A 25431-nucleotide genomic window follows, 5' to 3' on the forward strand; every position below is an offset into this window, starting at 1 on the left:
TCATGACTTTATCTCCCCTTTGGGCACGCGGTACATCTTGGGCGAGGTGCCGAGCGCCTGCTTGTAGCGATAGGTGGTCTCCTTCACCAGCCGTTTGGCGATGGGGCTGTCGGGATCATCCAGATTACCGAACACCAGCGCCTTGGTGGGGCAGGAGGCCACGCACGCCGGCTCCTTGCCCGCCGCCAGGTTGGTCTTGCGGCAAAAATCGCACTTGTCGGCAACCTTGGTCACAGGGTTGATAAAGCGCACCTGATAGGGACAGGCGGCCAGACAGTACATGCAGCCGACGCACAAGTCCGGGTCCACGTCGACTATGCCATCCTCCTTGCGGATATGGGAGGCGCCGGTCGGGCAGACGTGGACGCAGGGTGCATTGTCGCAGTGCTGGCAGGACTTGCGAAAGAAGTGGTACTCGGCATCAGGGAAGGTGCCGATGGGACCGGAGCGGATGATCTCGAGCCGCGAGACCCCCTCTGGCACCTGATTCACCTCCCGGCAGGCATCCACGCAGGCGGTACAGCCGATGCAGGCCGTCTCGTCGTGGATCATGCCGTAGCGGACCCCGTCGATGGTCTGGCTGTGGGCGAGGGTGGTGGCAAGGGAGCGGGTGTTGGCACGAGCAGCCCCCGTCATCATGATGAGGGCCCCCGCGCTCATCCCCGCCATGAAGTGACGGCGAGAGCAGCTCATTGTGCCTCCTTGCCCGAGGTGGTGTTCGCCTTGGCCGCCTTGACGGCCTCATGCTGCTTGCTGTGGCAGTCGACGCAGAGCTTGATGCGGGACTTCTCCGGGATCGCCACCATGGGCTCTTTGGCCGGGTGCAGCTGGTGGCAGCTGGTGCAGGTGAGCTTGGTGGCGTGCACGTCGTGGGCCCAGAGCGCCTCGCGCAGCGGTTTGGGCTCGTGACAGCTCATGCAGACCCCGTTCTGCTCGGCGATGGGGTAGCTCTCGGTACTCTGTTTGTCCTTGAAGCTGTCGCTAAAGCGCATCACATCCTTGACCCCTTCCCTGTGTTGGGGGGAGGGCTGACCATGGCAGTTGGTGCAGGTGACCGGCGCCAGGTTGTTGGGGTTGGTCGCCTGACCGTGCTTGCCGTGCATGCCGTATGCCTGCTCCTTGTGGCAGTCGGTACAGGCGGCATCGGGATTGCGCAAAAAATCCACCTCATGTGTGGCAGAGACAGGTGTGGTGGGGAGGGCCGCAGGCGCATTGGCCGCATCGGCGGCCTGGCCCTGCAGGCTGGTCAGCAGCATGGCTGCCATCAGCATCAGTCGTAAGAAATCCATCGTTAAATCACCCATAGGAAGCCTCCATCCGGCTGCGGGCCCGACACTGCGGGCCCGCATGCCTCGTCATTGTGCGAGCCGTCCGGCCGCTTTGGCCTCGGCATCCCAGGCGGGGACTGTGGTCTTGAGGAACTGGGCCTTGTCGCTGTTCATCTGCTTCATGTCCATGCCAAGAGCGGCCTGGGCCTTCTCCTTGCTGGAGATGTCAGGAATGGCGATCTCGTGGCTGATCCCCTTGGCGGCCAGCAGGCGTGCCAGCTTGGTGCGGGCATCGGCGGCCTTGTCCAGGGCGGTCCCCAGCATGCGCAGCGCCACTTCTGGGGCGTGCATCTGCACCCCGTGGGAGGCGATGGAGAAGTCCCAGCGCCATTGGGCGTGACGGATGTCCTGCAGAATGTCCTTCATTTCGGCCTCGGTGGCGCCGGCATCCCAGGCGGCCTTGGCTTCAAAGTGGGCGTGCACCAGCTGCTTCTCGACTTTGAGCTTGATCTCGGTGACGGCATCCTTGCGCTGCTTGACCACCCCTTGCAGCATCTCTTTGCTCTGGGTGTGGCAGTTGCGGCAGGTCTGGTCGAAGCGATCGAAGGGGTTGCCTACCTTGTGATCGGTGTAGACCTTGCCCTGTTCGTTCTGCACCTTGGGCATGTGGCAGTCGACGCAGGCGACATTGTTCTGGCCGTGAATGCCGGCGCGCCAGGTCTCGTACTCGGGGTGCTGGGCTTTGAGCATGGGGGTCTTGGAGAGGGCATGCGTCCAGTCGGCGAAACCGATCTCGTCGTAGTACTCTTCCATCTGCTCAACCGTGGTGCCCTTGTCCCAGGGGAATTTCACCGCCTTGGTGGGGCCGCTGAAGTAGTACTCCACGTGGCACTGGCCGCACACCTGGGACTGCTGATCGAAACGCCCCTGCTCCTTGAACGGCTTGCCAATGGCGGTCATGGCGCGGTCGGCATAGGGACGGGAGAGGTGCAGGGCAGGTTTCCCTTCCTTGAACTCTTTCGAGGCGGTGTCGTGGCAGTCGGCGCAGCCTATGGTGTTGACTATCTCGGGTCCGCCTTTTGCCCACATGCCCTTGAAGTAGCCATCCTCGCCTTTTTCATTGATGACGCGGGCCACGTCCGGGCCCTTGCAGCTCCAGCAGGCCATGGGCAGGGGGCCATCCTCGGCGGTCTTGGGGGCGCCGGTGCGCAGGGTTTCCCGCACGTCGGTCAGGGCGTAGAAGTGGCCGCGCGGCTTGTTGTAATCCTTGGAGAAGGGGTAGCCGGCCCAGAGCACCACCATCTGGGGATCGTCCGCCAGGGCGTCGGTGCGCTCCTTGCTCTCGCTGGTGCCTTTCCAGCTGCTGAACTGATCGGCGTGATCCTTGGCGAACAGCTCGCTGCGCGCCTCTATCTTGCCCTTGGGCTGTGCCTCGTCGGCCGCCTGTGCCCAGCCGCTGGCGCCAAGGCAGGTGGTAAGCAGCAGGGCGGCAAGGCCCAGTCTGGTCTGTCTGTTGTGTGAACTCACGATCATCACTCCCAAATCGATCTCATTGCCAGACCTGACCGTTCCATCCTGGATGTGGGCATCAGCCCCCGCACTAGGCAGGAGCAGGCAGGCCGATTAATTGTTATTAGTGAATAAAACCCATGTAATTATGCGATTGCTCGGACTGGATATTACCAAATGGGTAAAATGAATGATGATTTATCGAGGCGGGGTTTGCGCTAGATCAATTGCCGGGGGAGGCAAGTGCCGGAAATGAGATCCCGGTTAAATTATGAGGAAACTCAACTTATTGGGCCACAGCTAACCGACACTATTGTCATTTGCCGGTGAGTGGGGTCGGCAAGCCTTGTCCTGCATGGAATGTGCTGCGGGGTAGGGGGTGGTCTATCTATTTCGGGATATAAAAGTAAATTTGCATAAATACTCAATCTGATGGCGTCAAAGAGAGGCAAAACAAGGGCTGAACCAGCGGATTCAATCATGTTGAGCGCCCTTGTCATCACCCGTTTCCATGCTGGGTGATCCGCGCTGATCACCCAGCCCCTCGATGGGTACGGGGAATAAAGAGAGCCGGCGATTGCCGGCTCTCTTTATTTATTTGTGGGTGATGGCGTTATCAGACCAGCGCTTTTGCCAGCAGGTGGATGGGGTGTTCACAGCGGCTCGTCTCGATAGCCAGCTGAGTGTTGCATCCCCCCACTGTGGTCTCTTATGCCAGCGCCTGTGCCAGCAGGTGGATGGGGTGTTCACAGCGGAACGGCGTACTCATTTCTATCTGCCACTTGCAGGTCTCGCAGTCCGTAATGACCAGATCAGGCTTGAGGCGGTTTATCTGATCAAACAGCCCTTCGCCTATGGCCTGGCTGGTCTCGTAGTTCTCCGACTTGAAGCCGTAGGTGCCGGCGATGCCGCAGCACTGGGACTCCAGTACCGTCACCTTGACCCCGGGAATAGCGCGCAGCAATTCGAGGGTGTAGATGACGCCGCCCATCTTCTCCATGTGGCAGGGGGTGTGGTAGGCGATGTGCAGATTGAGCGGCTTCATGGCCGGCTTGTTACCTCGGTAGAACTCGTTCCACAGGAAGCGGGTTACCAGCGAGATGCGATCGCGCACCTTGTGGTTGTCCTGCTCCAGCAGGTGGGGGTATTCGTCCCGCAGGGTGAAGCCGCAGGTGGAGGAGGTGGCCAGGAGCGGCATCTCGTTGCCAAGCAGGGTGTTCTCCAGCTGCTTGATGTTGAAGGCCGCCTGCTGTTTGGCCTTGTCCATGAAGCCGTTGGCAATCAGCGGCACGCCGCAGCACTTCTCCCGCTCCAGCAGTTGCATGCCTATGTTCATGGCGTTGAGCACCTGCATCAGCTCCTTGCCGAGCTGCGGGTGGTTGTAGTTGACGTAACAGCCGTGGAAATAGGCTATCTGACGTTCAAAGCGGGCCTGGCTGGCTTTCTGCTTCTTGTACCAGCCGCGGAAGGTGCCTTGCGAATACTTGGGCAGGTCGCGGTGGGAGGAGACCCCCAGCGCCTTGTCCAGCACCAGCTTCATCGGCTTGAGCCCCGTGGTGAAGTTGACCACGGGCGCCATCAGGGTGGACATGCCGCCCATGAGGTCGGTATGGGAGAGCACGAATTCGCGGATCCCGGGCTTGAAGTCGCTGTATTTGTGCTTGGCCTTGGCGATGATGTCGCCGATGCGCACCCCGCTCGGGCAGGCCACTTCGCAGCGCTTGCAGTTGGTGCAGTACTTGAGGGCGCTGTCGAACAGCTCGGGGCTCTTGATGCGCAGCCGCTCCCCATCTGGGCCGGCCTGTTTCGGGCCCGGGTAGGCGGGATTGGCCTTGGCCACCGGGCAGTAGGCGGTGCAGACGGTGCATTTGATGCACTGATCGAAGGTTTGGTTGGCGTGATCCAGTAGCATGATTTACTCCTCCCGGGCCGGATTGAAAGCGCAAGGGACGCGGCAATGGGATTGTCGAGCGGGCAGCGGGCTGCCCGCAGTCAGGAAATGCAGGGTGGGCATCTCACACCCCTGCCAGAATATGGCCGGCGGCTTGCCAGCCGGTGGCAACCGCAACACCTGAGCCTGAGCCCTCTTTGATCGGGTCGTAATGGGCCAGCACACTGCCCGCCCCATAGAGGTTGGCGAGCGGTTTGCCGCCGCGCATCACCCGCAGCTTGTCGTCCGTCTTGACCCCGAAGCCCATGAAGGGGTGGTGGTCGAACAGGCGGCGACCGGCCCAGGCATCGCGCTCCTCCAGGCTCAGCACGTCGGCGTTGAAGATGGGTTCGCGAATGCCGCGCAGTCGGGATTCGAGGCCGCGGCTGAAGAAGCTGCCGGAGGCGAGCACGAAGTGGTCCGCCTCGAACAGCTGATCGTCGCCGTTCTGGCTGTGCACGCCTATCACTCTGTCCCCCTCATAGCGGGCGCCCAGCACCCGTTCGCTGGTGAGGAAGGTGCCGCCAAGGGCCAGGAAGCGGCGCTTGAGCGCCTCCTGCATCCGCATGCCGATGAGTGAGGGCGGCATGGTGGCCACCTCCTTGATGGTGCAGCCGGTGCGTTTTTCCAGCTCCGCCAGACGGGGGCCGACCAGCCCCAGCGACAGGCAGGCGGGCAACACCACATGACGGCAACCGGGATCGCTGCTCTCGTGCACCATGCGGCAGATCTCGCGGGCCAGATCGGCCAGCAGATCGGGCTGTTCGCCCTTTTGCTTGTCAAACAGGCGGGCTATGTCGGCGGAGCGAAACTCGTGGGGATTGCGGCTGAATTCGGCGAGCTGGGGCAGGCGAATTTCACCCGTCATGATGCGGCAGTGGGCGAAGCGCGGATGGGTCGCCAGGTTGGCAGCCGCGAGCGCCGGGTGAAAGTCGCGAAACCCTTCCAGGGTAGCCAGCAGGATGGCATCGGGGGCGGGCGCATCTGTCTGGCAGGCGCAGGTATGGGGCGATAGCCAGGTGGATTTCAGGGTGCCTATGGGGGTTAGCCGCTGGTGGTTGGTCTCCTGGCGAAACAGGGGCAGCCCCTGCTCGTGGCAGTGGCGCTGCAGATCGGCGAGGCTCGCCTCTATGTTGGTCAGGCCCACCTTGCTGTAGGGGTGATCCGGGTGCTCGGCCATGAAGGCGGGCAGGGCGGCGCGGGGATCGCCCTCGCTCTCCAGCAGATCGACCGAGCCGGAGGAGAAGTGCAAGGCGCTCTGGCCCGAGGCCATCAGCAGCGTCTTCTGACCCGCTTCGGCGAGGCGCAGTGCCGCCGAGAGGCCCGCCATGCCGCCACCTATCACGATACTGTCAAATTTCATGACTGCACTCCTTGAGTCAATGGGGCCTGGCTGTGGTCTTCTGTCCTGGTGACGGGGTCGAGGGGAAAGGGGGGCTCGGCCACCAGGTGGGGCGCCGTCCACTCTCCCAGACCAAACAGCCCTTCGTAGATCCAGTAGGTAAACTCCGCCTCGCGCAGGGCATCGCCCCACAGCACGGGACGGGTGCCCTTGTAGCGCTCCTCCAGGAACTGGCGCAGCATGACGCAGGCCTGGCGGCCATCGGCCTTGCCGTACTCCTGCATCAGGCCGGCGGCCCGGTAGGCGCAGAGCTCACCCTGACAGGGACCCATGCCCAGACGGGTGCGGCGGCGCAGATCCACCAGGTTGTCCACGTCCAGTTCGCGCAGGGCGTACTCGATTTCGCCAGCCGTCACCATCTCGCATTCGCAGATGAGGGCGTTGGCTTTGGGGTTGTCACGAAAGAAGGCGATGACCCGCTCGCCGTGGCGATACTGGGCCGAGCCTTCTGCCGGGGCCGACAGACCGGGGGCGGAGACCTTCTCCGGATCCCGCGATCCTGGCAAGCTGAGTTCGGCGGTGCGGCACGGTTTGGTGTTGCCTATCTTCTTGGCAATGAGGTCGGTGGCCCACTCGGCCATCAGCCGATAGGTCATCAGCTTGCCGCCTGTGATGGTGTTGAAGCCCTGCAGGCCGTCACGATCGCTGTGATCGAGCAGGACTATACCGCGGCTGATGTTGCGGCCGGTTTCGTCGCCATCCACCGCCACCAGGGGTCGAACCCCGGCGTAGGCGCGCAGCAGACGGGTGCGCGCCATGATGGGTGCGAGCTTGATCCCCTCACGCAGCAGCACCTCCACTTCGTCCGGATCCACGGTGAGCTGGTCAATCTTGTGGTAGTCGATGCGGCTCGAGGTGGTGCCTATGAGGGAGATGGTATCGCCCGGCACCAGAATGTCCGCGTCCGCCGGTTTGCGAGCGCGGTTGAGCACCATCTGGTTGATGCGGTAATCCATGATGAGCAACGAGCCCTTGGCCGGGAACATGCGGATGCCGAGATCGGCGTACTCGCAGATCTGCTGGCCCCAGATCCCGGCGGCATTGATCACCTCCTGACACTCCACCTCGAACGCCTCGCCGGTGCGGGTGTTGATGGCCTTGACGCCATGGACCCTGTCCTGATTGCGCAGCAGCCCCAGCACCTTGCTGTGGGTGAAGATGCGCGCGCCATGTTCTTTCGCATCCAGCACGTTGGCGGCGGCGAGGCGGAAGGGATCGACAGTGCCGTCCGGCACTTGAATGGCACCGATCAGCGCCGGGTTGACGTTGGGCTCGAGGCGCAGCGCATCGGCCGGATCCAGCTGGCGGGCGTCGATACCCGCCAGGGCGCAGGCGTCCATGAAGGTGCTTTGAAAATTGATGTCATCTTCCGGCAGGGTGACGAAGAGGCCGCCCGTGTCCTCGACGCAGTGGCTGGCGATCCGCTTGAGGATGCGGTTCTCCTGAATGCACTCGCGGGCGGACTCCGGATCCGTCACCGCATAGCGGGCGCCCGAGTGGAGCAGGCCGTGGTTGCGGCCCGTGGTGCCGGCGGCGATGTCATCGCGCTCCAGCAGGATGCAGTCGATGCCGCGCAGTGCGCAATCGCGCATGATGCCGGCTCCGGTGGCGCCACCCCCTATGATGACGACTTGTGTGGTTATTCTTTTCATTCTTGCCCGTCTCATCTCTTCCAGATGACGCCAGTGTGGCGCCTCTCTAGCCAAAAATGTTTGATATGGGCCAAATTAATGTTCGTAAACGCGCATAAATGACAAGGATATGAGCATTATGTGACGGGAGTCACAAGAGACAGCCGCAGGCGTCACCGGCGAACAAAGAAAAAGGGCGCCGAGCGCCCCAAAAGCTGGATGGTCGAGCCTTTAACCGCAGCACTTCTTGAACTTTGTGCCGCTGCCACAGGGGCAGGGGTCGTTGCGCCCTGCCTGCAGCGGTGCCGGATCCTGCTCGCCATTGGCATAGACCCAGCGCCCCTGATGGCGCACGAAGCGGGAACGCTCATGCAGGCAGTGGCGTTCATCTCCCTCCCGGAACCAGGCCTTGAATTCCACCATGCCGGTGTCGTCCAGCGGACCACCCTGAGCGGCGAGGATATCCAACCCGTCCCAGCGGGTGTCGGTCTGGGAGAGTTGATCTGCCGTCAACCCACCCAGATGATCAGGGTGCCAGCTGTGTACCAGATAGTCGCCCAGCCCCAGCACGAAGGCACTGTAACGGGAGCGCATCAGCTGCTCCGGTGTGCGGGCCTCGGCCCCCTGGTGCAGTGATCCACAGCACAGTTCGAGAGAAAGAGTGGAACCGCAAGGACATTTGTTCATGTGTCAGCCCATCAGGGTCGATAGATAAAGGTGCGGGGATTGTAGCGAAAGCGGGTCCCCGTCGACCAGCGTCCTATACTGGTCAGGTAGGAACGGAACACCAATAAAAACAGCAGCAAGGATGTGAAAAATGACGCTAAAACAGAAAATTCTGTTGTTGGGAGCCGTCCCCGTGCTCCTGATGGCTCTGGTAGTCAACCTCAGCAATTACATGATCTCCAAGAGCGATCTCGAAGCCGATCTGATCGTTGCGCGGGAGAATGCGATCAAGGAGCGCAAGGCGCTGCTCAGCAGCTATCTGATGCTCGCCAAGACGGCTGTCGACACTGTCTACAACCAGCCAGATACCCCGGAAGTGCGCAAGCAGGTAGCCGAAATATTGCGGCCGTTGCGCTACAGCAGCGATGGCTATTTCTTCGTTTACGACTTTCAGGGCAATACCGTCTTGTTGCCGACCCGTCCCGAGATGGAGGGCAAGAACCGTTGGCAGGACAAGGATGCCAAGGGCAAGCTGCTGATCCAGGAGATCGTCAAAGCCGCCCGTCAGGGAGATGGTTTCTCGGAATACTGGACCGCCAAGCCTTCTATCGGGCGGGATGCGCCCAAGCTCTCCTTCAACCTGGTGCTCGACAAATATGAGTGGATTATCGGTACCGGCTTTTATATCGACGACATCGACAACGAGCTGGCGGCGCTGCGCACCGAGCGCGAGAACAACATGCACGACTCCCTGCAGAGCAGTGTATTGCTCATTCTGGTGATACTGGGCATCACCCTGGTGGCGACAGTGGTGATAGGCAACCGGGTTACCCGACCGCTGGCAGATGCAGTTCAGGCACTTAATGACATCGCAGACGGTGAGGGGGATTTGACCCAGCGCCTCAAGGTGCAGAGCAATGATGAAATTGGCCAGCTGGCCACGGCGTTCAACCGCTTCGTCGAGCGGATCCAGTCGGTGGTGAGCCAGGTGGGGGAAACCAGCAATCATCTGTTCAGTGCCGTGGAGAAGTTGCACAGTTTGAGCGAACACTATGATCATCAGATGCAGGGCCACAGCAGAGAGACGGATCAGGTGGTCACTGCCGTGACCGAGATGAGCTCCACCGCGCAGGAAGTGGCGGCCAGTGCCTCCAACGCGGCGACTGCCACCAGCGATGCGGCACGGGAGTCCGACGCTGCCCGTGGTGTGGTGGGCACCGCCATCAACAGCATCAACCGGCTGGTGGGGGAGGTGCATACCGCCTCCGGGGTCATCGAGCAGCTGGCCCATGAAACCGGCAAGATTGGCTCTGTGGTGGAGGTCATTCGCGGCATTGCAGAGCAGACCAATCTGCTGGCGCTCAACGCCGCCATCGAAGCGGCACGGGCCGGTGAGCAGGGGCGCGGCTTTGCAGTTGTTGCGGACGAGGTGCGCTCCCTGGCGGGCCGAACCCAGCAGAGCACCAAGGAGATCAACGAGATGCTTCAACGGCTGCAAAGTGGCGTCAAACAGGCGGTAGACGTGATGCAGGCCAGCGAGGAGCGCAGCCAGGAGACGGTACAGGAGGCAAGCCATATCGCCACCTCTCTCGACAGCATGGTGATGGCGGTCAGCACCATCAACGACATGAATATCCAGATTGCCACCGCCGCCGAGGAGCAGCATGCGGTGTCGGAGGAGATCAACAAGAACCTGGTGGCCATACAGCAGATCGTCAGCGAGCTGACCGATGCGGCTGTGGAGTCCAACAGCACCACCCGCGACCTGGCCAGCACGGGTGACAAATTGCGTAAACTTGTCTCCCAATTCCGTTATTGATCGCATTTTTGCCGTCTGGACGTCATTTCCAGACGGCAAATTTGGGGATCGGCGGAGAATGTGGGAAAATTGCCGCCATCCGTTCCTTTCGTTAACCCGTACCCTATGAATGAGATCGTGAAAGGCAGTATCGATTTGATCCGTCAGCTCAACTATGGCCTGGTCTACGCCAGCCTGGAGGAGCACAAGGAGCTGTCCCGTACCGATCTGTCCCGTTTGACCGGCCTCTCTCCGGCCAGCATCACCAAGATCACCCGTGAACTGCTTGATGGCGGTCTGGTGGTGACCTGTGGTGAAAGCTCGGTGGGACGTGGTCGCCGTCAGACCCTGCTGCGCATCAACGAACGCCGCTTCCAGTTTCTCTCCATGCGTCTGGGCCGTGGCTATGTGGACATGGCCCTGTTCGATTTGGCCGGTCGCTCTCTCGCCCGTCATCGTCATACTTTCAGCGAAGTGGAACGCGCCGATCTGCTGGCCAGTCTGGTGCGAGCCATTGAGGGTTTCCTGCCAAAGAAGGCGTTGCGCCTTGCCTGTATCGCCCTCTGTCTGCCCGGGCAGGTGGAGCGTCACTCCGGCATGGTGAAACACTTCCCCTTCTATGATCTGCGCAACTGGCCACTTGGTCCGACCCTGCAACAGGCGTTCGAGGTGCCCGTGCTGGTCAGTGGCGACGTGCGCACCTGGATCCAGGCCGAGCGCGAGTGGGGCGCCGCCAAAAATTGTGCCGATGCTGTGCTGGTGTTCGTGCACAACGACATAGGTGTCGGCATGGTGGTCAACGGTCAGCTCATCGAGAGCGAGTCGGCCCTGCTCGGCGATCTCAGCCACCTGCAGCTCGAACCCTACGGCCAGCGCTGCTACTGCGGCGGCTTTGGCTGTGCCTGCACCCTGGTGACCAATCAGGCGCTGGAGGCGCAATACCGGGATCTGCGCGAGCGCATGCAGGAGTATGATTTGCCGGAGAGTGTCACCATCCGCGAGTTGTGCGAGCTGGCGTTGGCGGGCAACAGCCTGTGTCAGGACATTCTCCATCAGGCGGCTGGTCGTCTCTCCCGGGTGCTCTCCAACCTCATCTGTCTGCTCAATCCGGGCAAGCTGCTGCTGGGGGGGGAAATAACCCGCGCCGATCGGCTGCTGTTCCCCATGCTGCACCAGTCCCTGGCCAGCCAGTTGCCGGCCGAATACCTGGTGCGGCTGCAGATCGAATCCACCCATTTCTACGAAGATCCCACCAAGCCCACCTCGGTGCAGGTGCACAAGGCCCTGCGCGACGGCAGCCTGCTGCTCGACCTGTTGCGAGGTGACAAGGAGGCATGAGACTCGGGTTGCAAGGACGCTTCCTGCTCATGCTCTGTCTGGTCAGTCTGCTGCAACTGGTGTTGCTGAGCGGGGCCAGCTACTACTACGTCTCCGAGCAACGCTACCGCGAGGTGGGGGATCAGGCCCTCGACGTGGCGCGGCTGGTGGCCCGTGAACCCGGTGTCATCGCCGGGGTGAAGCGCGACGATACCGCCAGGCTCAACCTGCTGGTGGAGCGGATCCGCGCCGAGGTCGGCGCCAGTTACATCGTCATCGGTGACAGCGAAGCGCGGCGGCTGGTGCACCCCAATGCGGATCGCATCGGCCAGCCCATGGTGGGGGACGATCCCAGGCGTGCCCTGCAAGGAGAAGCCTATATTTCCCGTGCCCAGGGATCGCTCGGGGTCTCGGTGCGCGGCAAGGGGCCGATCCGCAACGAAATGGGACAGGTGATTGGCGTGGTGTCGGTCGGTTATCTGGTGCGCGACATAGATGCGGATCTGCAGGGTTTCCTGCGTTTTGGCCTTGCGATGACTCTGCTCATCGTCTTGCTCAACAGCGGTGCGGCGGCCTGGCTGGCACGGCGCTACAAGCGCGCCCTGCTGGGGTTCGAGCCTGAGCAGATCGGCCGCCTCTATGCGGAGCTGGATTGCACCCTGCGCACCGTGCGTGAGGGGATCCTCACCATAGATGAACAGGGGCGGCTCACCTCTCTCAACCCCAACGGTATCCGCCTGCTGCGTCTTGACGAGCAGGTGGCGAGGGCGGCCATAGGTCAGCCCGTCACCCGCTTGCTGCCGGAGAGCCGCATGCTCTCCCTCATTCAGGATCCCCGTCCCCAGTTTGATGAGGAGATAGTGCTCAACGGCCAGCAGCTCATCGTCAACCGGCTGCCGCTGGTGCGGGACGGCAAGCTGATCGGCGCCGTGTCGAGCTTTCGCCGCAAGGACGAGCTGGCGGAGCTCAGCGCCCAGCTCTCCCAGGTGCAGGCTTACAGCGACCTGCTGCGGGTACAGACCCACGAACACAACAACCAGCTCGGCACCATAGCCGGCCTGATCGAACTCGGTGCCACCCAGGAGGCGCTCGCCTTCATCGGACGGGAGGCCGCCACCGAGCAGACCCTGCTCAGCTTCCTGATGGGGGCCATCGCCAAGCCCAAGGTGGCGGGCCTGCTGCTTGGCAAGTATCACAGGGCCCACGAGCTGGGGCTGGTACTGGTGGTCGACGCCGACGCTCATCTGCACGACATCCCCCTTCGCGTCAGCGGTTCCCAGCTGGTGACAGTGCTGGGCAATCTCATCGACAATGCCTTCGAGGCGACCCGTCGCCACGGTGCCCCTTACCAGCCGGTGCGGGTGGCGCTGAGCGATCTCGGCCAGGTTCTGATCCTGGAGGTGGAAGACGGGGCGGGGGGGATCGATCCCGCGCTGGCGGATCGCCTGTTCGAACGGGGCGTCAGCAGCAAGGCGGAGCCGGATCACGGCATCGGCCTCGCGCTGGTGCGCAAGACCCTGGATGCCCTGCAGGGGCAGATCACCATAGAAGCCACGGCGCAGGGGAGTTGCGTCGTCTGTTACATTCCCAAGGAGGTGTGAGTGATCAAGATCCTGATGGTCGAGGATGACCCGGCCATTGCCGAGATCCACCGCCGCTTCGTGCAGCGGCTGGTGGGCTTCGAGGTGCTGGGGGTGGCGCTCACCCTGTTCGATGCCAGAGAACAGATAGAGATCCTCAAACCCGATCTGGTGCTGCTGGATGTGTGGCTGCCGGATGGCGAAGGGTTTTCCCTCTTGCGTGAATTGCGCCAGGCCGGGGCCGGCCTGGATGTGATACTGCTCACCGCGGCGCGGGAGGCCAGTGCCCTGCAGGAGGCGATGCGGCTCGGGGTGGTGGATTTCATCCTCAAGCCCGTGGTGTTCGAGCGGCTGCGCGACACCCTCGACAAATATTGCCAGAACCGCGCCGCCCTGGCGGCGCTGGCCGACATCGATCAGCAGGCGGTGGACGCCCTGCTGGGGACGCCGTTGCAGCAGGTGGCGGCGGGCGGCTTGCCCAAGGGGATCGATGGGCTCACCCTGCAGCGGGTGCTGGCGGCGCTGGGATCGCAGGGAGCCAGCGCCGAGGAGATAGGCAACCGGGTCGGGGTGAGCCGCACCACGGCGCGCCGCTATCTGGAGTTTCTGGTGGGCCAGCAACTGGCGAGCCCGGAGCTGGAGTACGGCACCGTGGGCCGGCCGGAGCGGCGTTATCGCCAGCCCTGAATGGAATAATCCCCCATCTCGTCTTGTCCATAAAAAGAGCGCCTGTCGGCGCTCTTTTGCTGTGTGAGATCCGCCAACTCAGCTCGGATCGGATTGCAGCTGGGCGGCCGGTGCGCGGCGCGCCTGCCACCACTGCCACACCGGCAACAGCAGCATCACCAGGGTGATCAGGGTAAAGGCGAGGGTGATGGGGCGCTCCCACAGGAAGCTTAGGGAGCCGTCGTTGATCACCAGGGCCCGGCGCAGGTTGTCCTCCAGCATGCCCCCCAGAATGAAGCCGAGCAGCATGGGCGCCATGGGGAAGTCCAGCAGGCGCAGGCCGATGGCGATCAGCGCCACCAGCGCCATCACATAGATGTCCATGGTGTTGAAGGAGACCAGATAGACCCCGATCAGCGAAAACAGCAGTACCATGGGGATGAGCACGGGGCGCGGCACCTGCAGGATCTTGGCAAGATAAGGGATGAGCGGCAGATTGAGGATCAAGAGCACCACGTTGCCCAGGTACATGGAGATGATCACCGACCAGAACACGTCCGGGTGCTCCATGAACAGGCGCGGGCCCGGCTGGATACCGTAGGCGATGAGGGCCCCCAGCATCAGCGCCGTGGTGCCCGAGCCCGGGATCCCCAGGGTCAGCAGCGGCACGAAGGCCCCGCTGGAGGCGGCATTGTTGGCTGCTTCCGGCGCGGCGATGCCGGTCAGGCTGCCCTTGCCGAACTCCTCCTGCCTGCGCTTGCTGGCGAAGTTGCGCTCGGCGCCATAGGCCATGAAGGAGGCGATGGTGGCACCGGCCCCCGGCAGCACGCCGATGAGGAAACCCATCACCGAGGAGCGGGCGATGGGGGGCGCTATCTCTTTGACCTCGTCCCTGCTCAGCTTGAGGGAGCCGAGCTGCTGGATCTTGCGCGCCTCCTCCTTGCTGGTGTCCTTGCCCGGGCGCAGCACCGTCATCAGGATCTCCGCCAGGGCGAAGGTGGCCATGGCCAGCAGCAGGAAGGAGAAGCCGTCGCGCAAGTCCGGCAGACCGAAGGTGAACCTGTCCACCCCGACGCTGCGATCGATGCCGACGGTGGAGAGCATGATGCCGAACAGCGCCATGATCAGCGCCTTGAGCACCTGGCCCTTGCCGGCAAAGGCCGCCACCGCCGAGAGCCCCAGCACCATCAAGGCGAAGTAGTCCGCCGACTGGAACGAGAGGGAGACCTTGGCCAGCAGCGGTGCCGCCACCATCAGGAAGATGGCCGATAGAGTGCCGCCGGTGAAGGAGGCGTAGGCGGCGATGGCCAGCGCCTTGCCCGCCTGCCCCTTGCAGGCCAGCGGAAAGCCGTCGATGGCGGTGATCATGCTGGCGGAGCAGCCCGGGGTGTTGATCAGGATGGAGGAGGTGGAGCCACCGAACATGGAGCCGTAATAGACCCCGGCCATCAAAATGATGCCGGAGGCCGGGTCCAGCCCGTAGGTGATGGGGATCATCAGGGCGATGGCGGTGACGGGCCCAAGGCCCGGCAGCATGCCGATGAAGGTGCCGACGAAACAGCCGACGATCACCATGAAGATGTTGATGGGCATCATGGCGGTGCCCAGTCCTTGCAAAATGCCGTCTAACATGGGTTCTCCTTATCCCAGCAACTGGGTGAACAGCCGGCCTGGCTCGAGGTAGACGTTGAGCCCCTTGGTGAGCAGGGCCCAGAAGATGAGGGTGAAGGGCAGGCTCACCTTGCAGGCGAAGGTGAGGCTCTGCTCGCCCATCAGCCGGATCCCGCCGATGAGAAACAGGGTGGTGGCGACCAGAAAACCGAGCCAGCCAAGGGCCAGGCCGTAGGCCAGCATCAGCAGCAACAGGGCAAACACCAGCCGCCAGTTGCCGCTCTCCCGCTGCAGCCGCTCGCCGCCCGGAAAGCAGATCAGCAGCAGGGAGAGCAGGGCGCCGGCGCCGGCCAGGGCATAGGGCAGGGTGCTGGCGGTGAAGGGTTCATATTCGTCCCCGGGGTAGCCGGGGATCTGGGTGGCGTGATAGCCGTAGGCGAGGGAGAGCAGCAAAAACAGCAGCCCCCCGAGTCGCTCCTTGGTCAGGTGCATGACGATGACTCCGTTGGGCGGGGCTGGCCCGCCACAGGTTGAGGGATCACTTGATGAAGCCGAGCTCGCGCATCAGGCCGCCAATCTGCTGCTCCTGCTGGTTGAGGAAGGCGGTGAACTCGGGACCGGCCTGGTAGAGATTGGTCCAGCTGTTGCGGGCCCGGACCGTTTCCCACTCCGGCTTGTCATACATCTGCTTGAGCAGGGCGGCGAATTCGGCGGATTTTTCGGCGCTGACGGCGGGGGAGGCAAAATAGCCGCGCCAGTTGGCAAAGACAGTCGGGTTGCCCTGCTCGCTGAAGGTGGGGATCTCGCTGGCATCCGGCATGCGCGTCGGGGCCGTCATGCCGAGGATCCGCATCTGGCCGGACTTGACCGCCTCCATCGCCTCGCCAAAGCCGGTGGAGAGCACCTGGGTTTCCCCTGACAGCACAGCCGCCATGGCGCTGCCGCCGGCGTCATAGGCCACGTAACGCAGCTTGCCGGCATCCGCCCCGGCATTCTTGAAGGTCATGGCCGCCACCAGGTGATCCAGGCTGCCACGGGCTGAGCCGCCGGCTATCTTCACCTTGGCGGGGTTGGCCTCATAGGCGGCCAGCAGCTGGGGCCAGTTCTGGTAGGGGGAGTCCAGCGGCACGGCCAGCACCTGATAATCGGCGATGATGGCGGCGACCGGGGTGAGATCCCGGAACGATTGGGGCAGCTCCTTGGAGAGGGATTTGACGATGATGGGGGTGGAGTTGACCATCAGCGTCTTGTCGGACTGGGCCGAGGTCTCGATCAGGTGGGCGATGGCCTTGGCACCGCCGCCGGCCGAGATGTTCTGGTAGGAGGCGGTGGTGATGAGGCCGGACTTGGTCAGCGCCTCGCCGGTGCCACGGGCCGTGTTGTCCCAGCCGCCGCCGGCACCGCCCGGAATGAGGAAGTGGATTTCGTCTATCTTGGCCTGGGCGCCGAGGCTGGCGCCCAGCAGGCAGCAGAGCAACGTGCGTTTGAGGGTTCCTTGCAACATGGTGTACTCCTTGTGATTGTTGCAAGAAGGTTAATTAATCATGCCTGGCTGGAAAACAATCTGGCCGTAATGGCTATTAAGGCTGTTGTGGTCATTGTGTTCATTCTGGTCATGGCGGTGTGAGGGGCTTGGCCATGGCGGATGGCGGGCATGTGCGAACCCTGCCGCAGGGTGAAAATGCGCTAGGCTCCCCGCCTGAAAGTGGTGAGCCCAGCGGATGCCGGGTGTGGCTCATCCCTTTGATGGCGTGGCGGACACCTTGTCGTCGCGGCTTCCCTGCTGCTTGATGGCTTCGGTTGCCTGCTGCTTGAGCTGCAACTGCTCCATCACCAGCTTGTAGGCGATGTAGTATTTGTAGATGTTGCCCACGTAGGTCACGGTTTCGGGGCCTATCTTCTCCGCCGCCACGTACTCGACGTTGTGGAACCAGACGTTGGGATCCAGCCCCCGCTTCTTCGCCTCGGTGCGCAGCCGCGCCACCCGGGCGGGGCCGGCGTTGTAGGAGGCGAACGAGAACAGCGCCTTGTCGAGGGCCGTCATGGGTTCGTCCGCATAGTAGTGATCTATCATCCAGCGCATGTATTTGGCGCCGCCGTGGATGTTGGGCTCGATCTGGCGGATATCGCCCACCTTCAACCCCTTGCCGGTGGCGGGCATGATCTGCATGATGCCGATGGCACCGACGTGGCTGCGCGCCTTCTGGTTGAGCGCCGACTCCTGATAACCCTGGGCTGCCATCAGCAGCCAGTCCACATCATAGCGATCGCCATACTGGCGAAACAGCTCCACCACCTGCAGGAATTTCTTGCGCTCGGCCTCGGCGGCGGCGCTCTTGACGAACTTGTTCTGCTTGAGATAACGGGCCAGGATGGCCTCTCCCGTCGCCTTGCCGCGCAGGGCGGCTATCTGCTCGTTGAGCATGGCGAGCAGCTGGGGGCTCTCCTTGCGCACCGCCCAGGCGATGATGCCTCCCTCCCGGAACACGGGGTCTTCATGGATGCGGATGGCGGGGAAGATCTTCTGCCAGAAGCGGGCCTTGTGCTCGTCCATGACGATGAAGGGCAGCAGGCCGGCGTTGACCATCTCCACCAGATCCTCATCTTCCAGCGCCTCCGGGGCCGGCTGGATATCGATAAGGGGTTCACCCGCCGCCTTGCGCGCCAGGTTGTAGGCGATCAGGCTCTCGAAGTAGCTCGAAGAGGGGCGCACATAGAGGGTCTGGCCCCCCAGATCGGCGGCGCTCTCCACCTTGGGGGAGGCCGGCCCCGAGATCAGCAGCTCCCGTACGTTTTCCAGCAGGGGCGCGGTAAATTCAACCCCCTGCTTCTTGCGCTGATCCGTGATGGTGAGGTTGGCGGCGGCTATGTCACCCTTGCCCTCGACAAGGGACTTGAGCAGGGACTCCCTGGCTACCGGGATGAAGACGATGTGCAGCTTGAGGTGGCGCTTGAGGTTTTTTCCCTTGCGCAGCTGTTCGTTGAGCCGTTTCTCCAATTGCATGAAGGCGTCGTAGGTAACGCCCCTTTGCACCCCCTTGTTGATGAAGTAGCCGGTCTTGTTGTAGGTGGTCAGCACCCGCAGGGTGCGCCGCGCCAGCATGTCATCGAGGTCGCCGAGCATGGGGGTGGCCAGCTCTTCGGCGCTGAATGCCAGCGAGGCTGGCTCCTCGTCGGCTGCCACTTTCTGCTCCGCCGCCGTGGCCGGGGCCAGGGTGCACAGCAAGCAGCTCAGGATGATCCATAACCGTTTCATGATGAGTACCTCACTCGTTTCATTGAGTGTAAGCGGCAGGCTAAGTGCTACTTAGCTCATTGGGTTTGCTAAAACGAGCCGGATAGCACAATAGGCCCTATTGGATTGGCCGGGTCAGGAAGGGGGAGGCAGTGGTCTAGGCTGTGTGCGGGTGATGGGGGTGAAATGAAGAAGGGAGCCATAATGGCTCCCTTCTTGTTGCGGTGCGATACGGCGCTAGAACCAGAAGCCGATGATGAAGGAGCCTGCCAGGGTCAGCATGACGTTGGCCACCGCATAGGTGCCTGCATAGCCGAGCGCCGGGATGGAGCTGTTGGCCGCCTCGTTCACCACGTCCATGGCTGGGGCACAGGTGCGAGCACCCGTGATGGCTCCCAGCAGCAGGGCCGGGTTCATCTTCAGCACCCAGACCCCGAACAGGTAGCCCACCAGCACCGGCAAGGTGGTCACCAGCATGCCGGAGAAGAGCACCACGGCACCGACCTGGCTCAGGTGATCCAGAATGCCGCCGCCCGCCTTGAGGCCGGTGCTCACCATGAAGACGGCGAGCCCCAGATCCTTGGCCAGACGCAGGGCGCCCGGCGGCACATAGCCGACCGTGGGGTGGTTGGCTCTCAGGTAGCCCATCAGGATCCCCGCCAGCAGCAGGCCGACGGCGTTGCCCAAACCAAATTCGAGCTGGCCGAACACCAGGGAGACAGAGCCTATCAGTAGGCCCAGCACGAAGAAGGTGGTGAAGGCCACCAGATCCGTGGTTTGGCTGTGGATGCTGATGAAGCCTATCTTGTTGGCCAGCAGCTTGACCCGCTGCTTCTCGCCGCTGATCTGCAGCACGTCGCCCTTTTGCAGCATGATGTTGCGATCGAACGGCATCTCTATCTGGGAGCGTACCACCCGGTTGAGGAAGCAGCCCTTCTCGGTGAGGTTGAGCTCCACCAGATGGCGGCCCACCACGGCATCGTTCTTCACCACTATCTCTTCGGTGACTATCTGCAGGTCAAGCAGGTTGCGGTCGAACACCTCCTTGCCGTTGCGATAGTTGACGTCGAGCTTCTCGTGGCTCTCGGGATAACCCACCAGGGCGATCTCGTCCCCCTCCTGGATGACGGCGTCGCCATCCGGGCTCGCCAGTATGCCGTTGCGGCGGATCCGCTCCACATAGCAGCCGGTGTGGGGATAGATGCCGGTCTCGCGCAGGGTGCGTCCCCCGATCCAGGCCGCGAGCTCCGGGCCGACCCGGTAGGCGCGGATGATGGGTAGATAGGTCTTGCGGCTCTCGCTGTCGGACAGCCCCCGCTCGCGGGCTATCTTCTGGGCCTCGGTGTTGAGGTCCAGCCGTGCCAGGGAGGGGAGGTAGCGCACCACCAGCATCAGCCCCACCAGACCCACCAGGTAGGTCAGGGCATAGCCGATCCCCATGTTGTCGAGCACGGGTTGCATGTCGGTGCCATGGGGCAGGTTGAGCAGGCCGCTGCGCAGGGCATCCTGGGCCCCCACCAAGGCTGGGGTCGAGGTCAGCGAACCGGCCAATATGCCGGCGGCCATGCCTGGTCCCAGGTTGAAGAACTTGGCCAGCCCCACCGTCAACAGCAGCGCCGTCAGCAGGATCACCAGGGTGAGGGTGATGTAGTGGATGCCGTCGCGCAGGAAGACGCTGAAGAAGTGCGGTCCCGCCTCTATGCCCACGCAGAAGATGAACAGCATGAAGCCGACGTTCTCCGTGGTGGCGGTGAACTCGAAGCCCATCTGGCCGAACAGCAGGGCGGTAAACAGCACGCCTATGGTGTTGCCAATCTGGAAATTGCCGAGTTTGACTTTGCCCAGCAGCAGGCCGAAGGCCAGTACCACGAACAGCAGCAGGGAGTCGCTTTGATGTAGCAGTGTCACGAAATCTATGGTCATGCCCGGAAAAACCGAGGAAAAAAGTGGGGCCGATATTGTGCCGGATCCCTCACCAATAAAGAAGCGTCAAAGGAGGATTAATCGGCAGTAAAGCGTTCCGCTGCCGCCATGGTCGAGGGAAACCTCGGGGCTGGCAGGAAAATAACCTCTATTTCCCTCTGTCTGCCCCGCTGTCAATGAGTGATTCCTGCTATCTGTGATCTCGGCCCGTGCACCCAGCTTGAAAATTTATTCCCTGCTGTTTGGCGGCCAGGTTTCGCGCTTTTTCAGCATATCTGACTGGGGGCGATGGACCGTAATGGAAACGGGTATTGGGGGACCGGATGGGGGGTGACCCATGGCGTATGGGATGGCGAAAAGATATCTGGAAAAAGTATCTGTTCGCTGGCCTTTTGACCCATTCGGGGGGGCGCTCAAAAACAGCAGAAAATGGGGGCGGCAAGGAAAATGGGCTCTCGCTGGCGGCGATGGCCTGCGAGGCTAAGCCACGACTGGCTTTGGCTGACTTACCCACAAAATCTGTGGATAACCCTGTGCGTGAAACTTGGTGATCAGCCTGCAGGCCGCGCCAATACTGGGGCGCAAGGGCTGTTCAAAAAATACCGGAAAAAAATGTTTCTATAAAAATCAAATGGTTAGGTGTGACAGAACAAAACGCTGTCGGGGCGGGAGAGGGAGCAATGAGAGGTTGTCACCGCAGGGTGCGGCTTGTGCATTAAAATTGGCAGAGGAAAGCACTAAAGTGGATAACTTGCACCGAGATGGTGAGGAATTGGCTCCCCCGACTGGACTTGAACCAGTGACATACGGATTAACAGTCCGCCGTTCTACCGACTGAACTACGGGGGAACATCAGGCAAGGAGGGGCACTATACAGAGCTCGCTTTTCGAGGTCAATAGCCGCTTGGGCAGGAGAGTGGATACCCAGGCCACCCCAACTCGGAGTACACTTCTGCCTTGCCGTTTTTTGCCGGGAGTCGTCATGAGCAAGTTATTCCAGTTGGCCAGCCAGTTTGAACCCGCGGGCGATCAGCCAGAGGCGATCGCCCGCCTGCTCGATGGCATAGAGTCCGGCCTCGCCCACCAGACCCTGCTCGGGGTGACTGGCTCGGGCAAGACCTTCACCATGGCCAACGTGATCGCGACCCTGAACCGTCCCACCATGATACTGGCCCCCAACAAGACGCTGGCGGCCCAGCTCTATGGCGAGATGAAGGAGTTCTTCCCCGACAACTCGGTGGAGTATTTCGTCTCCTACTACGACTACTACCAGCCCGAGGCCTATGTGCCGACCACGGACACCTTCATCGAGAAGGATGCCTCCATCAACGATCACATAGAGCAGATGCGGCTGTCGGCCACCAAGGCCCTGCTGGAGCGGCGGGACGTGATCATAGTCGCCTCTGTGTCGGCCATCTATGGTCTGGGGGATCCCCAAGCCTATCTCAGCATGATGCTGCACCTCAAAGTCGGGGACCTGATCAACCAGCGGGACATACTGCGCCGCCTCGCCGAGCTGCAATACACCCGCAACGACATGGCGTTTCAGCGCGGCACCTTCCGGGTGCGGGGCGAGGTGATCGACATCTATCCCGCCGAATCGGACAAGCTGGCGTTGCGGGTGGAGCTGTTTGACGAGGAGGTGGAGCGGCTCTCCCAGTTCGATCCCCTGACCGGTGCCATCGAGCAGACTGTGGTGCGCTACACCATCTACCCCAAGACCCACTACGCCACCCCGCGCGAGACCATACTGGGCGCCATCGAACACATCAAGGAGGAGCTCAGGAGCCGCCGGGAGCAGCTGTTGTCGCTCAACAAGCTGGTGGAGGAGCAGCGCATCAGCCAGCGTACCCAGTTCGACATGGAGATGATGCAGGAGCTCGGTTACTGCTCCGGCATCGAGAACTACAGCCGCTATCTCTCGGGCCGGGCGCCAGGGGAGCCGCCGCCCACCCTGTTTGACTACCTGCCGGGGGATGGCCTGCTCATCATCGACGAGTCTCACGTTACCGTGCCGCAGATAGGCGCCATGTTCAAAGGGGACAGGTCCCGCAAGGAGACCCTGGTGGAGTACGGTTTCCGGCTGCCCTCGGCACTCGACAACCGGCCGCTGAAGTTTGATGAATTCGAGGCCCTGATGCCGCAGACGGTGTTTGTCTCGGCGACCCCTGGCCCTTACGAGCTGGACAAGTCCGGTGGCGACGTGGTGCAGCAGGTGGTGCGTCCCACCGGCTTGCTCGATCCCGAGATCGAGGTGCGGCCTGTTACCACCCAGGTGGACGATCTGCTCTCCGAGATCCGGCTGCGGGTCGCGGTGGAGGAGCGGGTGCTGGTGACCACGCTCACCAAACGGATGTCGGAGGACTTGACCGAGTATCTGGCGGATCACGACGTGCGGGTGCGTTATTTGCACTCCGACATCGACACCGTCGAGCGGGTGGAGATCATCCGCGATCTGCGCCTCGGCAAGTTCGACGTGCTGGTGGGCATCAACCTGTTGCGCGAAGGGCTAGACATGCCGGAGGTCTCCCTGGTGGCCATTCTGGATGCGGACAAGGAGGGCTTCCTGCGCTCCACCCGGTCGTTGATCCAGACCATTGGCCGTGCCGCCCGCAACCTCAACGGCAAGGTCATTCTCTATGGGGATACCATCACCAACTCCATGAGGGTGGCCATTGAGGAGACAGAGCGCCGCCGCGCCCTGCAGCATGCCCACAACCTCGAACACGGCATTACCCCCAAGGGGCTCAACAAGTCGGTGGGGGACGTGATGGATATGGGGGGCAGCCGCAGCGCGGGCAAGGCGGGCAGGGGCGGTCGCAAGGCAGCCGAGCCACAAGGGGAATATCATGCCCGCTCCGCCAGCGAGATCGCCAAAGAGATCAAGCGGATGGAAGAGCAGATGTTCCAGCATGCGCGGGATCTGGAGTTCGAACAGGCGGCCGCGTTGCGAGACCAGATCCAGCGGCTGCGCCACGAGTTGATCGAAAGCTGATGGGCAAACGCTGGCTCATCTGGCGGCGCGTGCGTCGCCTCTATCTGGGCTTTCGCCATCCGGCCACCCCCTGGTGGGCCAAGGGGCTGGTGATCCTCATTTTGCTCTATGGCATCAGCCCGGTGGATCTTATCCCCGATGTGGTGCCCCTGCTCGGCTGGCTCGATGATGTGACTCTACTGCTGGTGTTGCTGTGGGGCTGGGAGAAATGCCTGCCTGAACACGTCAGGCTGACGCTGGATAAACGAAACTGAATCAGTTCCCCTCTTAATCAGGGGTGAACAGGAGCCGGTTTTTTATCTTTTTCAGGTAAAAAAGGGAATCGATTGGATTTCGTTTTCCACTGATTAAAAAGAGCATAATAGGGAGATTGTGACCCTGGATGCATTGGCGTAGACTCCACGCCGTTCACTTTATGAGTATGAAAAAATGGATCTGATCCTGTTTGCAATCGACTTTATCCTGCACGTCGACGTGCATTTGAAAGAGCTGTTCGAAAACTATGGTGTCTGGGTTTACGCCATCCTGTTTCTGATCATCTTCTGTGAAACCGGGCTGGTAGTGACACCCTTCCTGCCGGGTGACTCCCTGCTGTTTGCGGCCGGAGCCCTCACCGTCGGCAGCGTGCTGGACGTGCATACCCTGGCTGGGCTGCTGATCGTGGCCGCCGTGCTCGGCAACGTGGTCAACTACACCATAGGTCACTTCTTCGGGGAGCAGTTGTTCCGCAATCCGGACTCCAAGATCTTCCGTCGGGACTATCTGGACAAGACTCATGCCTTCTATGCGCGTCATGGCGGCAAGACCATCATCATCACCCGCTTCCTGCCGATCGTGCGTACCTTTGCCCCCTTCGTAGCGGGCATGGGCGCCATGACCTACCCGCGCTTCCTGGTGTTCAACCTGGTGGGCGGCCTGTTGTGGGTGCTCTCGTTCGTCTACGCCGGCCACTTCTTTGGCAATCTGCCTGTGGTGCGTCAGAACTTTACGCTGCTCATCTTCGGTATCATCGGCATCTCGCTGTTGCCCATGGTGATCGGCATGGTGAAGGCCAGGATGAACGCCAGCAAGGCGGCATCCTGATCCACATCTTGTATGGGTGAGAGATCAGCATGAGAAAAGGGGAGCCAGTGGCTCCCCTTTTTATGTGGTATTGGCAGCCTCAGCTGCAGCAGCGACCCTTGACCAGATTGCCGATGGCCACCACCGCATAAACCCGCGTGCAGGCGGCTAAGCTGGCTACGGCATGGTGAGTGCGTGTTGGAAGCGGATGAGCGCTGGGTCTGGCGATGGATAATGATTGAAAAAATGGGAGCCAATGGCTCCCATTTTTAATGGCACTGTCTGGTTTAGCTGCAGCAGCGGCCCTTGACCAGGTTGCCGATGGCTACCACCACGAAGACCAGCAGGTAGGCGGCGAAGATGGCCACCAGCCACTGGGGCATGGAGAAGCTCAGAAACTGCCAGCTGATCTCGCTGCAATCCCCATCCGGGAAGAACAGCCAGGGGACCCACTGATCCAGCGGCGCCCAGCTCGGGAAGTCGGCAAAGGGGCTGCAGACGTTGAACGGGGAGGGGTTCATCTGATAATCCACGTGCTTGAGCGCCAGCTGGAGGCCGCGGAAGGCACTGTAGCCCCACAGCAGCAGGGCGCTCCAGCGCACATACCACTTCTGCGGTGCCACCATACCAAGCAGGCCTGCCGATATGACCCCCAGCGTGGCGATCCGCTCATAGACGCACATGACGCAGGGATGCAGGCCCAGCACGTGCTGGAAGAAGAGGGCGCTCAACTCGAGGAACAGGGCGGAGGCGGCAAGCAGGCCCCATGCCAGCCGATGGGCGGCGATACGTCGCAGAAACTCAATCATCTGGTTGATCTCACAGAAAAAACAGTGGC

The 25431-nt window shown here is 62.0% G+C and carries 20 protein-coding genes and 1 tRNA gene; 7 read left to right on the top strand and 14 right to left on the bottom strand.

Features of this window, described 5'->3' with window-relative positions; all coding sequences use genetic code 11:
* The 7 genes from IU367_RS09740 to IU367_RS09770 all read right to left on the bottom strand — a co-directional run bounded on the left by IU367_RS09740 (position 1) and on the right by IU367_RS09770 (position 8427).
* A complete protein-coding gene (locus tag IU367_RS09740) occupies positions 1-693 on the bottom strand; it encodes a 4Fe-4S dicluster domain-containing protein (RefSeq protein WP_274454173.1) in 693 nt (230 codons plus the stop codon).
* Complete coding sequence (nrfB, locus tag IU367_RS09745; RefSeq protein WP_274454174.1) at positions 690-1304, bottom strand: cytochrome c nitrite reductase pentaheme subunit; 615 nt, start codon at positions 1302-1304, stop codon at positions 690-692. Before nrfB ends, IU367_RS09740 begins: the two co-directional genes overlap by 4 nt.
* Positions 1305-1355: 51 nt before the next feature.
* On the bottom strand, positions 1356-2801 hold the full coding sequence (gene nrfA, locus IU367_RS09750; protein WP_274454175.1) for an ammonia-forming nitrite reductase cytochrome c552 subunit: 1446 nt from the start codon (positions 2799-2801) through the stop codon (positions 1356-1358).
* A gap of 685 nt (positions 2802-3486) precedes the next feature.
* Complete coding sequence (gene glpC / locus IU367_RS09755) at positions 3487-4689, bottom strand: anaerobic glycerol-3-phosphate dehydrogenase subunit GlpC (RefSeq protein ID WP_103470655.1); 1203 nt, start codon at positions 4687-4689, stop codon at positions 3487-3489.
* Between the two features lie 103 nt (positions 4690-4792).
* Entirely contained in the window at positions 4793-6070 is a 1278-nt protein-coding gene (gene glpB, locus IU367_RS09760; protein ID WP_274454176.1) for a glycerol-3-phosphate dehydrogenase subunit GlpB, read from the bottom strand.
* A complete protein-coding gene (gene glpA / locus IU367_RS09765; RefSeq protein WP_274454177.1) occupies positions 6067-7761 on the bottom strand; it encodes an anaerobic glycerol-3-phosphate dehydrogenase subunit A in 1695 nt (564 codons plus the stop codon). The genes glpB and glpA overlap by 4 nt, the downstream gene beginning before the upstream one ends.
* A 210-nt stretch (positions 7762-7971) precedes the next feature.
* Positions 7972-8427: a YchJ family protein gene (locus IU367_RS09770; protein WP_274454178.1), complete on the bottom strand. Its 456-nt coding sequence runs from the start codon at positions 8425-8427 to the stop codon at positions 7972-7974.
* A 130-nt stretch (positions 8428-8557) separates the two neighbouring features.
* On the opposite strand from IU367_RS09770, the gene IU367_RS09775 reads away from it, so the two are divergent.
* The 4 genes from IU367_RS09775 to IU367_RS09790 all read left to right on the top strand — a co-directional run bounded on the left by IU367_RS09775 (position 8558) and on the right by IU367_RS09790 (position 13788).
* The gene (locus IU367_RS09775; protein ID WP_058394472.1) at positions 8558-10225 is read left to right on the top strand and encodes a methyl-accepting chemotaxis protein; all 1668 of its coding nucleotides are present in this window, start codon (positions 8558-8560) and stop codon (positions 10223-10225) included.
* Positions 10226-10330: 105 nt separating this feature from the next.
* Entirely contained in the window at positions 10331-11542 is a 1212-nt protein-coding gene (locus IU367_RS09780) for an ROK family transcriptional regulator (protein WP_113720451.1), read from the top strand.
* The gene (locus tag IU367_RS09785; protein WP_274454180.1) at positions 11539-13122 is read left to right on the top strand and encodes an ATP-binding protein; all 1584 of its coding nucleotides are present in this window, start codon (positions 11539-11541) and stop codon (positions 13120-13122) included. The genes IU367_RS09780 and IU367_RS09785 overlap by 4 nt, the downstream gene beginning before the upstream one ends.
* The gene (locus tag IU367_RS09790) at positions 13123-13788 is read left to right on the top strand and encodes a response regulator (RefSeq protein ID WP_274454182.1); all 666 of its coding nucleotides are present in this window, start codon (positions 13123-13125) and stop codon (positions 13786-13788) included.
* A 78-nt stretch (positions 13789-13866) separates the two neighbouring features.
* Here IU367_RS09790 and IU367_RS09795 read toward each other — a convergent pair whose 3' ends face one another.
* The 6 genes from IU367_RS09795 to IU367_RS09820 form a co-directional block, all read right to left on the bottom strand.
* Positions 13867-15399, bottom strand: a complete 1533-nt coding sequence (locus IU367_RS09795) for a tripartite tricarboxylate transporter permease (RefSeq protein ID WP_274454183.1) — start codon at positions 15397-15399, stop codon at positions 13867-13869.
* A 9-nt stretch (positions 15400-15408) separates the two neighbouring features.
* Positions 15409-15870: a tripartite tricarboxylate transporter TctB family protein gene (locus tag IU367_RS09800; RefSeq protein WP_146061774.1), complete on the bottom strand. Its 462-nt coding sequence runs from the start codon at positions 15868-15870 to the stop codon at positions 15409-15411.
* Between the two features lie 46 nt (positions 15871-15916).
* Positions 15917-16882: a tripartite tricarboxylate transporter substrate binding protein gene (locus tag IU367_RS09805; protein WP_274454185.1), complete on the bottom strand. Its 966-nt coding sequence runs from the start codon at positions 16880-16882 to the stop codon at positions 15917-15919.
* A gap of 231 nt (positions 16883-17113) precedes the next feature.
* On the bottom strand, positions 17114-18634 hold the full coding sequence (locus tag IU367_RS09810; protein ID WP_274454186.1) for an MltF family protein: 1521 nt from the start codon (positions 18632-18634) through the stop codon (positions 17114-17116).
* A 216-nt stretch (positions 18635-18850) separates the two neighbouring features.
* Positions 18851-20536, bottom strand: coding sequence for an aspartate:alanine antiporter (locus IU367_RS09815; protein ID WP_042869981.1), 1686 nt, complete (start codon positions 20534-20536; stop codon positions 18851-18853).
* 773 nt (positions 20537-21309) lie between these two features.
* Positions 21310-21385 (bottom strand) — tRNA-Asn (locus IU367_RS09820).
* A 133-nt stretch (positions 21386-21518) separates the two neighbouring features.
* Here IU367_RS09820 and uvrB point away from each other — a divergent pair.
* The 3 genes from uvrB to IU367_RS09835 all read left to right on the top strand — a co-directional run bounded on the left by uvrB (position 21519) and on the right by IU367_RS09835 (position 24614).
* Complete coding sequence (gene uvrB / locus IU367_RS09825; RefSeq protein WP_098983936.1) at positions 21519-23531, top strand: excinuclease ABC subunit UvrB; 2013 nt, start codon at positions 21519-21521, stop codon at positions 23529-23531.
* A complete protein-coding gene (locus IU367_RS09830; protein ID WP_241279156.1) occupies positions 23528-23785 on the top strand; it encodes a YkvA family protein in 258 nt (85 codons plus the stop codon). The genes uvrB and IU367_RS09830 overlap by 4 nt, the downstream gene beginning before the upstream one ends.
* A 175-nt stretch (positions 23786-23960) precedes the next feature.
* A complete protein-coding gene (locus IU367_RS09835) occupies positions 23961-24614 on the top strand; it encodes a DedA family protein (protein ID WP_241279129.1) in 654 nt (217 codons plus the stop codon).
* A 266-nt stretch (positions 24615-24880) separates the two neighbouring features.
* On the opposite strand, the gene dsbB is transcribed toward IU367_RS09835, so the two are convergent.
* On the bottom strand, positions 24881-25402 hold the full coding sequence (gene dsbB / locus IU367_RS09840; RefSeq protein WP_042869989.1) for a disulfide bond formation protein DsbB: 522 nt from the start codon (positions 25400-25402) through the stop codon (positions 24881-24883).
* Between the last annotated feature and the right edge of the window lie 29 nt (positions 25403-25431).

The sequence above is a fragment of the Aeromonas bestiarum genome (assembly GCF_028751155.1).
Classification (GTDB): Bacteria; Pseudomonadota; Gammaproteobacteria; order Enterobacterales; family Aeromonadaceae; genus Aeromonas; species Aeromonas bestiarum.